Genomic DNA, 12,079 nt, shown 5'->3' on the forward strand with positions numbered 1-12,079 from the left:
ACAGAACTCGTCCGGAGACGATACCAGTGGCCAACACCGCACAAGCCCGCAAGCGCGCCCGCCAAGCCGAAACCCACCGCCAGCGCAATGCGTCGTTGCGTTCGCGCATGCGCACCAGCGTGAAGGGCGTCATCAAGGCGCTCAACGGCGGCGACGCCGACGCCGCGCGCTCGGCATACCAGGCCATGGTCCCGCAGGTGGACAGCATGGTCGGCAAGGGCCTACTGCACAAGAACACCGCAGCCCGTTACAAGTCGCGACTGAACGCGCGCGTCAAGGCACTCGCCACCTGACAGCGCGACCCGCGCGGAAAAAGCCGGCCACGGGCCGGCTTTTTTTTGCGCCCTAGACACGCTCGACACTGAGCGCAAGCACGAGGTTGTCTCGGTGGACGAGCTCCGGCTCGCGCACGAATCCGAGCACCTGCTCGATTCGAGATGACGCCACGCCAGTGATCTGTGCGGCCTCGCCACTGGCGTAGTTGCACAGGCCCCGCCCCACTTCCCCGCCGTCCGGCCCGACGATCTGTACCAGGTCACCGCGCTGGAACTCGCCCGACACCGCCTGCACACCGACCGGCAACAGGCTCGATCCCGCCTGCTGGAGCACGCGCACGGCGCCCGCGTCGATGCGCACCTGGCCGCGCAGGTTGAGCTGGCTGGCCAGCCAGCGCTTGCGCGCGACCAGCGGCTCGTCCGGCGGGCTCAACAGGGTGCCAACCTGTGCGCCCGCACGGCACCGCTGCAGCACGTCGGGCTCTGCGCCACCGACAATCAGGGTGGCCGTGCCGGAGCGCGCGGCCTTTTCGGCGGCCAGCACCTTGGTGACCATCCCGCCGCTGCCCACGGCGGTACCGCTCGGCCCGGCGAGGGCCCGCAGCGCCGGGTCGCCGGCGCGTCCCGCGAGCAACAGGGTCGCGTTCGGGTTGCTGCGTGGGTCGCTGTCGTAGAGCCCGGCCTGGTCGGTCAGCAAGGCGAGCACGTCGGCCTGGATGAGGTTGGCGACCAGAGCACCCAGCGTGTCGTTGTCACCGAAGCGGATCTCATCGGTCGTAACCGTGTCGTTCTCGTTCACGATTTGCAGCACCCCGAGCGAGAGCAACTCCTGCAAGGTGCCGCGTGCGTTCAGGTAGCGGCGCCGGTTGGCGAGGTCCTCGTGCGTCAGCAGCACCTGGGCCGTGCGGATGCCGTGGGCGAGAAACCGGCTCTCGTAGGCTTGAACCAGACCCATCTGCCCGACCGCCGCGGCCGCTTGCAATTGGTGCAGCGCACGCGGCCGCGCAGACAGCCCGAGCCGAGCGACGCCCTCGGCAATCGACCCCGAAGACACCAGCACCACGTCACAACCCGCCGCACGCAGCGCCGCGATGTCGGTTGCAAGGCGGGCCACCGCGTCTCCGTCGAGGCCGCGCCCGTTGTTGGTCAACAGCGAGCTGCCGATCTTGACGACCCAGCGCCGACGGGATGCGAGCTCACTGCGCAGCATCGGCCCCGCCTCTGCTGGCGTCCGCGTGGGCCGCCTCGGCCGCAGCCTGCTCGAGTTGCCGCATGATGGCCTGGCAGAGTGCACGGGTGCCGTCGGCCGACAACGCCGAAACACGGTACACCGGGCCGTCCCAGTCGAGCGCCGCGACGACGCGCCGCACACAGGACTCGACATCGTCCGCGGGGAGCAGATCGGTTTTGTTGAACACCAGCCAACGCGGCTTGCCAATCAACGCCTCGTCGTACCGCTCGAGTTCGCGGATCAACCGTGGCGCGGTGTCGGCCGGGTCGCTGCCGTCGAACGGCGCCACGTCGACCAGGTGCAGCAGCAAGCCGGTGCGTGAGAGGTGGCGCAGAAAGCGGGTACCCAGGCCCTGCCCGTCCGCGGCACCCTCGATCAGGCCCGGGATGTCGGCGACAACAAAGCTGCGGTGCTGTTCGACACGCACCACGCCGAGGCTCGGTATCAGCGTGGTGAAGGGGTAGTCGGCCACCTTCGGCTTTGCGGCTGACACCGCACGCACAAAAGTCGATTTGCCCGCGTTCGGGTAGCCGAGCAGGCCCACATCAGCGAGCAGTTTGAGCTCCAGGCGCAGCACCCGCCGCTCGCCTTCACTGCCCGGCGTGCTCTGCCGAGGTGCGCGGTTGACGCTGCTCTTGTAGCGGGTGTTGCCGAGCCCGTGGAAGCCACCCTGCGCGACAAGCGCCCGGTCGCCTGCGCGCGTCAGGTCAGCCACACACTCGTCGGTTTCCCGATCGAACGCCACGGTGCCCACCGGCACCCGGACCACGAGGTCGTCGCCCGAGCGCCCAGTCATGTTGCGGCCCGCGCCGCTGCTGCCGCGTTCGGCCGTGTAGCTGCGCACGTGGCGGAAGTCAGCGAGCGTATTGAGGTTCTCGTCGGCCTCCAGGTACACCGACCCGCCGTCGCCACCGTCGCCACCGTCCGGGCCGCCACGCGGGATGTATTTCTCGCGCCGGAAGCTCACACAGCCGCCACCGCCGTCGCCCGCGATGACCTTGATTGTTGCCTCGTCTACGAATTTCATGTCGCTGTACAGCCAAAAAAAAACCCGCCTTGCGGCGGGTTTGAGTTGCGCGGCCCGCCTCGGTCAGGCGCCGGCCGGCACAACGTCGATGAACTTGCGCTTCTTCGCGCCACGCACCGAGAATTTCACGCTGCCGTCCACCTTGGCGAACAAGGTGTAGTCCTTGCCGCAACCCACGTTCATGCCGGGGTGGAACTGGGTGCCACGCTGGCGCACCAGGATGTTGCCGGCGAGCACGGCTTCGCCGCCGTACTTCTTCACGCCCAGGCGTTTGCTCTCGGAATCGCGGCCGTTGCGTGTGGAGCCTGCTGCTTTCTTGTGTGCCATGTCTGCGTCCGTCGTCAGCACCGCCGAGCCTGGGTGGCTCAGGCGACTATGGATTCGATTTTCAGTTCGGTGTAGTTCTGGCGGTGCCCCATCTGCTTGCGGTGGTGCTTGCGGCGCCGGAACTTGATGATTTCGATCTTCTTGGCGCGCCCGTGCGACAGCACAGTGGCCTGCACTTTTGCACCGTCAACCAGCGGGGCGCCGACTTTCACGCCGTCGTCGCCGGACACAAGCAGAACCTGGTCCAGTTCGACGCTATCGCCTTCGCTGGCCGCAAGGGTCTCGACTTTCAGGCGATCACCTTCGGCTACGCGGTACTGTTTACCGCCTGTTTTGATTACCGCGTACATGTCGCGCGTCTCTGCACTTTACTGAATCAAGCCCGACATCTTAGCGTTTGGTCTCAGGGGCGTCAATACGTGCGCCGGCTCCCATTCCCTCGCCCACAGTGCAAAGGGTAGACTGGCGCGCCCCAGCCCTGTCTGCACGACACGCGATGAAAATCGACGCCATCAACGCCCTCATTGACGACGACATGGCGGACGTCGATCACTGCATCACGACCCGGCTCGCCTCGGACGTCGCACTGATCAACCAGCTGTCGGCCTACATCGTAGGCGCGGGCGGCAAACGCCTTCGGCCTCGGCTGCTGCTGCTGGCCGCGCACGCCTGCGGCTACCGCGAGCCGAGTGCCCACACGGCGGCGGCTATCGTCGAATTCATCCACACCGCCACGTTGCTGCACGACGACGTGGTCGACGAATCGAAGCTGCGCCGAGGGCGGGAGACCGCAAACGAGCGCTGGGGCAACGAAGCCGCCGTGCTGGTGGGCGACTTCCTGTACTCGCGCGCCTTCGAGATGATGGTCGACATCAACAGCATGCGGATCATGCAGATCCTGGCCAGCACCACCAACACCATCGCCGAAGGCGAGGTGCTCCAGTTGATGAACATTCACGACGCCGACACGACCAAGGCGCGGTACTGGCAGGTGATCGAAGCGAAAACAGCCGTGTTGTTTGCGGCCGCGACGCGCATCGGCGCGGTGCTTGCCGAGCAGCCCGACGGTGTCGAAGACGCGCTCGCACGCTACGGCTCACACCTGGGTCGCGCATTTCAACTCGTTGACGACGCACTCGACTACAGCTCGGACAGCGACACCCTCGGCAAGGAGATCGGCGACGACCTGGCCGAAGGCAAGCCCACCATGCCGTTGCTGATCGCGCTCGAGCGCGCGACAGCCGCTGAACAGACCTGCATCCGCGACGCCATCGAAACGGGCGGGCGCGACCGCATTGACGACGTCATGGCAGTCATCTCGCGCACCGATGCCATCGCCGAAACCCAGGCCCTGGCCAAGCGGGAAGCCGATGCCGCCGTCGCGGCACTCGCCGGTGCACCGCAGAACGCCTACACCGAGGCGCTGTCAGGACTCGCCTACTACGCGGTTGGCCGCGACCACTAGTGACGCCGCCGGATCAGGCCGACGGCCATGAAGGCGATAGCCAGCAGCACCAGCGGCGAGACCGGCTCGGTCGGCACGGCGCCCTCGAGTGAGCGCAGGCCGGGCCGCGCCTCGAGGGTCTGGGCGGCGTCGGCGATCGGGTTGGCCGGGTCGCCAAGCTGCACGAAACACTCGCGGTCGAGCGTCGGCGAGATGGCATCCACACTGCAGGCACTCATCTGCAGACTGAGGTCGGAGCGCACGGTGGCTGCCATCAGCAGATTCGACTCCCCGCAGGCCCACGAACTGTCGTGCGAGGCGCCCAGGATGTGCGCGAGTTCGTGCGCCACGGTGATCAATTCCATGCGCAGTCGAGACACGCTGACGTCATGCCCGTAGGGATCGCAGACGCCCGAGGTGTACGCCAGGCCCACGCGCCGGTCGAACAGGGAGGCGCCACTGAACAAGTGCACGAGCCCCACGCCATCGGGCAGGGTCGTGTCCGACTGGCGGTAGTTCCGAAAGGCCATCAACACGTCTTCGAGCGTGCCGCCGCTCTGGCGCAACGGGTCACGTGTGGGATCCTCGATCACGCGCACGGCCCGGAGGTCGAGTGCGAGGCCCAACTGTTCACGAAACAGCCCGTCCACCTGATTGATCAGGGCAATGGCGCGCCGACGGCCCTGCCCGTCCGAGGCCTCGTCGTACAGGCTGTCAACCACAGCGGCCAGTGGCAACACCCGTGACACGCTCACAGATCGCGGCTGCCCGGTTGCCACCTGCTCCATCCAGACCACACCCGAGCGGCGTGTCTGCACCGAGAACAAGGCATCCCCGGTGCGCACCAGGCCTGACAACCAGCGCCCGTTCGGGTCCACACTGACGCGGGCCCAACTGCCCGCACTCGATTCGACGTCGCCGACCAGGTGCAAGGCACCGCGGTCACGGCCACCCGCACGGGTGACGTCGCGCACCGCGTCGCCGGGCCGAAGGACCAACGCAAGCTCGACCTCGCCGCGAACGATCTGCAGCCGCCAGATGTCCGCGTGCGGCTGCGACTCGAGCGAGTAGGCGACCGCCCCGCCAGCGCGGGCCGTCACCGTACTCGAGAGCAGCCAGGCGACAATCAGCAGCAGTGTTCGCAAGAGGGTCTGCCAGTTCACGCAGGCCGGTTCCAATTGGGGTCACCGTCACACTATCTCCGCGCGCAGCGTCACACATTGACCGCACTCTCAGTTTCCGGCGCCAATGTCAGTCACGCGATACAGAGTGAGGCGCCTGTCGCACTTCAGGGGCGTCTTGCGTCGTGTGCCTCGCCCGGCGCCAACGCCCCGAGCGTCCAGTCGCCGATGGACACGCGCACCAGGCGCAGGGTCGGCAGGCCGACGGCGGCCGTCATACGCCGAATCTGCCGGTTGCGCCCCTCCTGCAGGCCGACTTCGATCCAGGCAGTCGGCACGGTCTTGCGAAAGCGCACCGGCGGGTCGCGCGGCCACAGCCACTCAGGCTCGTCGATGCCGCGCACCCGGCACGGGCGCGTCGGTCCGTCCTTGAGGACCACTCCCCAACGCAACGCGGCGAGCACTGCGTCATCGACAGCACCTTCCACCTGCACGAGGTAGGTTTTCCACTGCTTCGATGTCGGGTGCGTAATGCGCTGTTGCAAGCGGCCGTCGTCGGTCAGAACCAGCAGGCCCTCGCTGTCGCGATCGAGCCGCCCGGCGACGCGAAATCCCGGCAGCTGAAGGTGCTGCGCCAGACCCGGGTGGCCATCCACGTCGGTGAACTGGCTCACCACGCCGTAGGGCTTGTTGAACAGCACCACACGCCCGGGACCTGAGGGCGTCATGCCGCCACCCGATCGGCCCGTCCTACCAGGGCGTCCACCGCCACGCGCTCGAGGCCGAGCCTCGCGCCAACGTCGACGACCCGCGCGGCCGTAGTGGTTGGCGCAGTGGCTGCGCCGTCATCAAGCGGGACGTCGACCAACTGCACCAGCGCTCGGGCGGCATCCACCTGCGCACGGTGGGCAAGCAGCACGTCAGCGAGCCCGGGCGCGGCGCGGACGCCGAGCGACTGCCCGCGGTCGAGGTGCTCGAAAAGCGCCTCGACACTGCCCCACCGTCGAATCAGCCTCGCCGCAAGCCCCCGGTTGATGCCAGATACCCCCGGCACGTTGTCGGCGGCGTCGCCGCAGAGCGCGAGTACCTCGGGCAACCGGTCGGGCGTGACGCGCAGGCCCTTGTGCACGGTGGAGTAGGCCTTGCGTTGCCCCGCAGCGAGGTGCCAGTACTCGTCCCCGGGGCGCAACACCTGCACGAGATCCCGATCGGCGCTGACAACGACCACCGCACGCTGCGCCGTCCGGGCACGCCGCGCCAGCGTGGCGATGATGTCGTCAGCCTCGTGGGCGTCGTCCTGCAACGCAGCAAACCCGAGCTGCGCCACGACGCTTCGGGCATCGAGGCGCTGCTGTGCCATGGTCGGCAAAACGGCCGGGCGCTGCGCCTTGTACGCCGGAAAGCTCGCACGCCGCTGCAAGTGCTCACGCGGCCCATCAAAGGCGCAGATGACGTGAGTCGCCCCACCCGCAGCGATCTGTGCCAGCGCGTCCACCAGCCCGCGGACCGCGCCGGCGGCACGACCGTCGCGGTCACGGTAAGCCTCCCCGTGGTGCCGCAGTCCGTTGTAGAGGTAGATCGAGGCGTCGACCAGGTAGAGCCTGTCGTCTCGCGGGTTCAGCGGACCACCTTGATGGTTTGCCCCGCACGCGCCTGGCCATCCGGATAGCGTCCATTGATCAACCGCAGGCGCTGCACCGCGAAGTCACCGAGCGCGGACCGGCTCGCCAACGTCTCGAAATTGTCGGCACCGCCAACCCGCACGACCGACAGCCGACGCGCTTTTGCGAGCCTTCGACCGCCGTCGTCGAGGCGATCGAGGCTGTCAGCGACTGACCGAATTTCCGGCGTCACAGCTTGAAGCTGCGCGGGGGACTGCGCAGCGGCCAGGAAGGTGAAGGCCTGCGTGTCGCGGACCCAGGTCGTCATCAACGCCGGTCCGGGCTTGCCCCACGGGGTGTTCGGCAGGTCCACGTTCGACTCGACGCCGCGCATGCCGCGTGCGCTGCGTGTACGGCCGGCCACCTCACGGCCAAGCAGTCGCTGTTGCACATCTTCCGGACGCGTACCTGTGTCCACGCTGGTCACGGTGAGCTCCATGTAGGCACTCTGGTCAGCGCGCGCGAAGATGACTTTGGTCGGGCTGTTCTGGATGCGCCAGTTGTCCGGTGCACGCACGGTCAGGTCGAGCGGCAGGTGGTAGAACGCGTTGCCGCGGATGATGCCCTCCGCTTCGCTTTCGCCAAAGACCATACCGTCGATCATGTCGAGGTAGCGCTGTCGACCGTCGTCCGTGGCACCCGCCACGAATCGGTTGGCGGCGCGCACGACTTCCTGCAAGCGCGTGTCGTTGTCCGGGTGGGTCGCGAACAGGCCGTGGTAGCGGCGTGGCTCGCGCCCCTCGGCCGCCGCGAGTTCGCGGTCGAAGAGCTCCTGATCCTTGAGCACACGCACCACATCGATCATCCGCTCGGGGTTGCGACCGGTGTTGGCGAGGTACTCTGCCCCGAGACGATCCGCTTCGAGTTCGTGGCTGCGCCCGTAGCCCGACACCAGCGCCTGCGAGCCCGCCGAAATCAGGTCGTTGTAGGCCCCGTCGGTGCTCGCCGCGAGCACCGCACTCAAAATGCCGGTGACACCCTGCGTGCTCTGCTGGCGAACACCGTGCCGGGCTGTCACATGTCCGACCTCGTGCCCAAGCACACCCGCCAGTTCCGCCTCCGAATTGAGGTAGGCCATGATGCCGCGGGTGATGTAGATGTAGCCGCCCGGTAAGGCGAAGGCATTGATGTCCGCGCTGTCCACCACCGAAAAGGTGAACGGCAGTGTCGATCGGTGGCTGATGCGGGCGATGGCCTGGCCGACGTCGTTGACGTAGGCCTGCAGCGCCGGGTCATCGTAGAGCGGGTATTGCTGGAGGATCTTCGGGTGCTGGCTCGCACCGAGGGCGATCTCCTGCTGCTCGGACATCAGCACCAGGTCGCGGTCGCCGGTGACCGGGTTGACCGCACAGCTCGCCGCCAGAACAAAGAGCACCAGCGCACCACACAACCGCAACCTCATCGCCCGACTCCCGTCATTCCCTCGTGACATTGTATCCCGCATCGCGGGACCGAGCCGCCACGGCCTGTCAGGCCGTCATCCAGGCACAAAAAAAGGGCGCCAGTGGCGCCCTTTTCTCGAGGCAGGCCGTGGCCGGATCACTTCGCACCGAAGCGACGACGGAACTTGTCGACCTGACCCGCAGAGTCGACGATCTTCTGCTTGCCGGTGTAGAAGGGGTGGCAGTTGGAGCACACCTCGACGCCCAGGTCCTTGCCGAGCGTGGACCGCGTCTGAAAGGTGTTCCCGCAGCTGCACGTGACGTCGATGTTGGTGTAGTCGGGGTGAATTTCGGCTTTCATGGCCCCAGCTCCTTAACTTCTTGCGAATCAACCAGTATATGGGTGTTATTGGGCAGATTCAAGACACAATCGACGGTTGCAACTGGCACGGTAGAACTGCCCGCCCCTCAGCCCGGCAGAAAACCGAGCACCACCTCGTTCAGCCAGCGGTAGCCAAGCTCGGTGCAGCGCAGCCGCCCGCTGTCAGCGGGCTCGACCAGGCCGCGCGCAACAAGGCCCGACCAGGTGTCTTCGATTGCGGTAAAACGGCGCCCGGTTTCGACCTCAAAGCACGTCACGTCCACACCGTCCACCAGCCGCAGGGCGTTGAGCATGAACTCGAAGGGCACCTGATCCGCTGCCACCTCCGACACCTCGGCCGATTGCACCTCGGCGGCGAGGTAACGCTTGGGGTGTCGGTGTTTCCAGCGCCGCTCGACCACGCCGGCAGACCGGGTACGCTTGCCGTGCGCACCGGCGCCGATGCCGAGGTAGTCACCGAATCGCCAGTAGTTGAGGTTGTGCGCGCAGGCCCGACCGGCCCGGGCGTAGGCGGAAACCTCGTAGCGCGCGTAGCCAAGCTCACCGAGCACGGCCGCGCCCTCGAACTGCATGGTCGCCTGCACGTCCGCCTCAGGCAGGTTCGCGGGCGGTGTCTCGGCAAAGCGCGTGTTGGGCTCGAGCGTGAGTTGGTACCAACTGAGGTGCTCGGCGCCGAGTGCGGTGGCACGCTGCAGCTCCTCGAGCGCCGCTGCGACCGACTGGCCCGGAAGCGCAAACATCAGGTCCAGGTTGATGTTGTCGAACCCGGCCCGTCGCGCCAGGGCAAAGGCGTTTTCGGCGTCCTCGGCCGAGTGAATCCGCCCGAGCGCGGCGAGCCGGTGGTCGTCGAAACTCTGCACGCCGATCGACAGTCGGTTGACCCCCGCCGCGCGGAAACCGGCAAAGCGCGCGGCCTCGGCGGTGCCCGGATTGGCCTCAAGCGTGATTTCAGGCGAGCCGACGAAACCAAAGGCGGCGTCCAGCCACGAGAGAATGCGGCCAATGCCATCGGCGCTGAAGAGCGACGGTGTGCCACCGCCAAAGAACACTGTCTCGATGCGCCTGCCGTCGTGGCGAGTCGCTTCGGCGTCGATATCGCGCTTCAGCGCTTCGAGGTAGGCTGCCTCGGGCAACGCACCGCGCAGACCGTGGCTGTTGAAATCGCAATACGGGCACTTCTGTACGCACCAGGGCAGGTGCACATAGGCCGACAGCGGGATATCAGAGCGAGACAACGTGTCGAAGCTGCGGCAGAAAAAGGCTGAGCGCCCGTGCCCGGTGACTGACCGCTTGCTTCTCGTCGGGGGCGAGTTCAGCTGCACACCGATCCAGACCGTCGGGCTGAAACACCGGGTCGTAGCCAAAGCCCCCCTCGCCGGCCGGACTCAGCCGAATCGAACCCGTCCACTCGGCAGACGCGATGATCGGCGCCGGGTCCGTTGCGCTCCGCAGGAACACCAGCGTGCAGTGGAACGCAGCGCGCCGTTGCGGCGGCGCTACGCCCCGGAGCTCATCGAGCAGCTTCCGCCAATTGTCCGCATCACTTGCGCTGTCACCGGCGTAGCGCGCCGAGTGCACGCCGGGTGCGCCCTGCAGGGCCGCCACCCGAAGCCCCGAGTCGTCGGCGACCGCTGGCAAGCCACTCGCCTCAGCGGCATGACGCGCCTTGATCAGGGCATTCTCAACGAAGCTCAAGCCGTCCTCGGCGGGCTCATCGGGTGTGAACTCAGTGCGTGCAACCACGGTCACGCCGCTCGCAGCCAGTTGCCCGGCCAACTCGCGCACCTTGCCGGCGTTGCCGGTTGCCAGCACCAGTTTCACGTCTCAACCAGCGTGTCGCGTTGCAGGGCATGCAAGGTCTCGGTGCCGGACTTGGCGAGTTCCAGCATGCGCAGCAATTCGTCATGGCGGAAGGCGTGCCCTTCGGCGGTCCCTTGCACTTCGATGTAGCCGCCAGCCTCGTTCATGACCACGTTCATGTCGGTCTCGGCCTGCGAGTCCTCGGCGTAGTCGAGGTCGAGCACACAACTGCCGTTGTAGATGCCAACCGACACCGCCGACACCATGCCGATCAACGGCGAGCGCTTGAGACCCTTGCGCTTCATTAGCGCTGAAACCGCATCACTCAATGCAACCCATGCCCCCGTGATTGAAGCGGTGCGTGTACCGCCATCCGCCTGAATGACGTCGCAGTCAAGTGAAATCGTGCGTTCACCGAGCGCTTCGAGATCGACCGCTGCGCGCAGCGACCGCCCGATCAGGCGCTGGATTTCGAGGGTGCGCCCGCTTTGCTTGCCGGCATTGGCTTCGCGCCGCATGCGTTCGTGGGTCGAGCGCGGCAACATGCCGTACTCGGCTGTGACCCAGCCTTGGCTTTTACCACGCAGGAAAGGCGGTACGCGCTCTTCTATCGACGCGGTGCAAATGACCTTGGTACGGCCGAAGCTGACGAGGACGGAGCCCTCTGCATGGCAGTTGACGTGGCGCTCGAAGGACACGTCGCGCAACTGATCGACAGCGCGGCCGCTGGGTCGCATAGGGAAACTCCTGGGGTGAGGCTCGACAGAGGGCGAAAGGGGCGCGATTATAGCCTGTCTCCCCGCTCGAATCCGCACACGGACCCCGCCATGTTGCTCAGCATGACCGCCTTCGGCAGTGCCCAACGCGACACCCTTGCAGGCACGGTCAGCGTCGAGCTGCGCTCGGTCAACCACCGCTACCTGGATGTGACCGTGCGCGCACCGGAGGAGCTTCGCGCGCTGGACAACCGCGTGCGCCAGCGGGTTGCCAAGCGGCTCGCGCGCGGCAAGGTCGAGTGTGCGCTGCGTTTCGAGCTTGCCAGGACGACCGACCCGAAGGCCGTCGCCTACAACGCTGACCTCGCCCGCCAGGTGGTCACGGCAATGCGTGATATCGCTGCCGACATGGGTCAGGACGCCAGCTACCAACCCGACCCGGCTCGCGTGCTGGCCTGGCCGGGCGTGCTGACTGCCTCGCAGGTCGACCTCGACGCCCTTCAGCACGCGGCGCTCGAGACACTCGACGAGGCACTCGAGGCAGCGGTAGACCACCGCACGCGCGAGGGCGAGGCGATTGCCGAGCACCTTGCCTCCCGCGCGCGGGAGATCGGCACCATCGTGTCACGACTGCACGCCCGCCGCCCGGCCGTGCTCGCGCACCAGGCCGAGCGCTGGCGGTCCCGCCTGGACGAGCTCGGCACCGACGCCGA

15 protein-coding genes are annotated in these 12,079 nt (G+C 67.0%); 3 read left to right on the forward strand and 12 right to left on the reverse strand.

What is annotated here, in order from left to right:
- Positions 1-26 precede the first annotated feature (26 nt).
- Positions 27-293, forward strand: coding sequence for a 30S ribosomal protein S20 (rpsT, locus tag AAGA11_14680; GenBank protein MEM9604109.1), 267 nt, complete (start codon positions 27-29; stop codon positions 291-293).
- 52 nt (positions 294-345) lie between these two features.
- Here rpsT and proB read toward each other — a convergent pair whose 3' ends face one another.
- The 4 genes from proB to rplU all read right to left on the reverse strand — a co-directional run bounded on the left by proB (position 346) and on the right by rplU (position 3,210).
- Positions 346-1,485 carry a glutamate 5-kinase gene (proB, locus tag AAGA11_14685; protein ID MEM9604110.1) on the reverse strand — a complete coding sequence of 380 codons (1,140 nt, stop codon included), beginning with the start codon at positions 1,483-1,485 and terminating at the stop codon, positions 346-348.
- Positions 1,472-2,533 (reverse strand): Obg family GTPase CgtA, encoded by a 1,062-nt coding sequence (gene cgtA, locus AAGA11_14690; GenBank protein MEM9604111.1) that lies wholly within the window; start codon positions 2,531-2,533, stop codon positions 1,472-1,474. The genes proB and cgtA overlap by 14 nt, the downstream gene beginning before the upstream one ends.
- Positions 2,534-2,596: 63 nt before the next feature.
- Positions 2,597-2,860 (reverse strand): 50S ribosomal protein L27, encoded by a 264-nt coding sequence (gene rpmA, locus AAGA11_14695; GenBank protein MEM9604112.1) that lies wholly within the window; start codon positions 2,858-2,860, stop codon positions 2,597-2,599.
- A 38-nt stretch (positions 2,861-2,898) separates the two neighbouring features.
- Entirely contained in the window at positions 2,899-3,210 is a 312-nt protein-coding gene (rplU, locus tag AAGA11_14700; protein ID MEM9604113.1) for a 50S ribosomal protein L21, read from the reverse strand.
- Between the two features lie 146 nt (positions 3,211-3,356).
- On the opposite strand from rplU, the gene AAGA11_14705 reads away from it, so the two are divergent.
- Complete coding sequence (locus AAGA11_14705; GenBank protein ID MEM9604114.1) at positions 3,357-4,325, forward strand: polyprenyl synthetase family protein; 969 nt, start codon at positions 3,357-3,359, stop codon at positions 4,323-4,325.
- On the opposite strand, the gene AAGA11_14710 is transcribed toward AAGA11_14705, so the two are convergent.
- From AAGA11_14710 to rph, 8 genes are all read right to left on the reverse strand, one after another.
- On the reverse strand, positions 4,322-5,467 hold the full coding sequence (locus AAGA11_14710; GenBank protein ID MEM9604115.1) for a M12 family metallo-peptidase: 1,146 nt from the start codon (positions 5,465-5,467) through the stop codon (positions 4,322-4,324). The two genes, AAGA11_14705 and AAGA11_14710, sit on opposite strands and share 4 nt — an antisense overlap.
- A gap of 125 nt (positions 5,468-5,592) precedes the next feature.
- A complete protein-coding gene (locus AAGA11_14715; GenBank protein MEM9604116.1) occupies positions 5,593-6,153 on the reverse strand; it encodes a pseudouridine synthase in 561 nt (186 codons plus the stop codon).
- A complete protein-coding gene (locus tag AAGA11_14720; GenBank protein ID MEM9604117.1) occupies positions 6,150-7,046 on the reverse strand; it encodes a 5'-3' exonuclease H3TH domain-containing protein in 897 nt (298 codons plus the stop codon). Before AAGA11_14720 ends, AAGA11_14715 begins: the two co-directional genes overlap by 4 nt.
- Positions 7,043-8,488 (reverse strand): M48 family metalloprotease, encoded by a 1,446-nt coding sequence (locus AAGA11_14725; GenBank protein ID MEM9604118.1) that lies wholly within the window; start codon positions 8,486-8,488, stop codon positions 7,043-7,045. The genes AAGA11_14720 and AAGA11_14725 overlap by 4 nt, the downstream gene beginning before the upstream one ends.
- 137 nt (positions 8,489-8,625) lie before the next feature.
- On the reverse strand, positions 8,626-8,829 hold the full coding sequence (gene rpmE / locus AAGA11_14730; GenBank protein MEM9604119.1) for a 50S ribosomal protein L31: 204 nt from the start codon (positions 8,827-8,829) through the stop codon (positions 8,626-8,628).
- Between the two features lie 107 nt (positions 8,830-8,936).
- Positions 8,937-10,085 carry a radical SAM family heme chaperone HemW gene (gene hemW / locus AAGA11_14735; GenBank protein MEM9604120.1) on the reverse strand — a complete coding sequence of 383 codons (1,149 nt, stop codon included), beginning with the start codon at positions 10,083-10,085 and terminating at the stop codon, positions 8,937-8,939.
- Positions 10,072-10,671 (reverse strand): RdgB/HAM1 family non-canonical purine NTP pyrophosphatase, encoded by a 600-nt coding sequence (gene rdgB, locus AAGA11_14740; GenBank protein ID MEM9604121.1) that lies wholly within the window; start codon positions 10,669-10,671, stop codon positions 10,072-10,074. The genes hemW and rdgB overlap by 14 nt, the downstream gene beginning before the upstream one ends.
- The gene (gene rph, locus AAGA11_14745; GenBank protein MEM9604122.1) at positions 10,668-11,387 is read right to left on the reverse strand and encodes a ribonuclease PH; all 720 of its coding nucleotides are present in this window, start codon (positions 11,385-11,387) and stop codon (positions 10,668-10,670) included. Before rph ends, rdgB begins: the two co-directional genes overlap by 4 nt.
- 90 nt (positions 11,388-11,477) lie before the next feature.
- Here rph and AAGA11_14750 point away from each other — a divergent pair.
- A partial coding sequence (locus AAGA11_14750) for a YicC/YloC family endoribonuclease (GenBank protein ID MEM9604123.1) occupies positions 11,478-12,079 on the forward strand: 602 nt, incomplete at its 3' end.

This window comes from Pseudomonadota bacterium, assembly GCA_039196715.1.
In the GTDB taxonomy this organism is placed as follows: Bacteria; Pseudomonadota; Gammaproteobacteria; order CALCKW01; family CALCKW01; genus CALCKW01.

What these genes read in the sequence shown, in the direction of transcription:
- proB (MEM9604110.1), bottom strand. Translation starts at nt 1,485, where the DNA reads ATGCTGCGCAGTGAGCTCGCATCCCGTCGGCGCTGGGTCGTCAAGATC.
- cgtA (MEM9604111.1), bottom strand. Translation starts at nt 2,533, where the DNA reads ATGAAATTCGTAGACGAGGCAACAATCAAGGTCATCGCGGGCGACGGC.
- rpmA (MEM9604112.1), bottom strand. Translation starts at nt 2,860, where the DNA reads ATGGCACACAAGAAAGCAGCAGGCTCCACACGCAACGGCCGCGATTCC.
- rplU (MEM9604113.1), bottom strand. Translation starts at nt 3,210, where the DNA reads ATGTACGCGGTAATCAAAACAGGCGGTAAACAGTACCGCGTAGCCGAA.
- AAGA11_14705 (MEM9604114.1), top strand. Translation starts at nt 3,357, where the DNA reads ATGAAAATCGACGCCATCAACGCCCTCATTGACGACGACATGGCGGAC.
- AAGA11_14715 (MEM9604116.1), bottom strand. Translation starts at nt 6,153, where the DNA reads ATGACGCCCTCAGGTCCCGGGCGTGTGGTGCTGTTCAACAAGCCCTAC.
- AAGA11_14725 (MEM9604118.1), bottom strand. Translation starts at nt 8,488, where the DNA reads ATGAGGTTGCGGTTGTGTGGTGCGCTGGTGCTCTTTGTTCTGGCGGCG.
- rpmE (MEM9604119.1), bottom strand. Translation starts at nt 8,829, where the DNA reads ATGAAAGCCGAAATTCACCCCGACTACACCAACATCGACGTCACGTGC.
- rph (MEM9604122.1), bottom strand. Translation starts at nt 11,387, where the DNA reads ATGCGACCCAGCGGCCGCGCTGTCGATCAGTTGCGCGACGTGTCCTTC.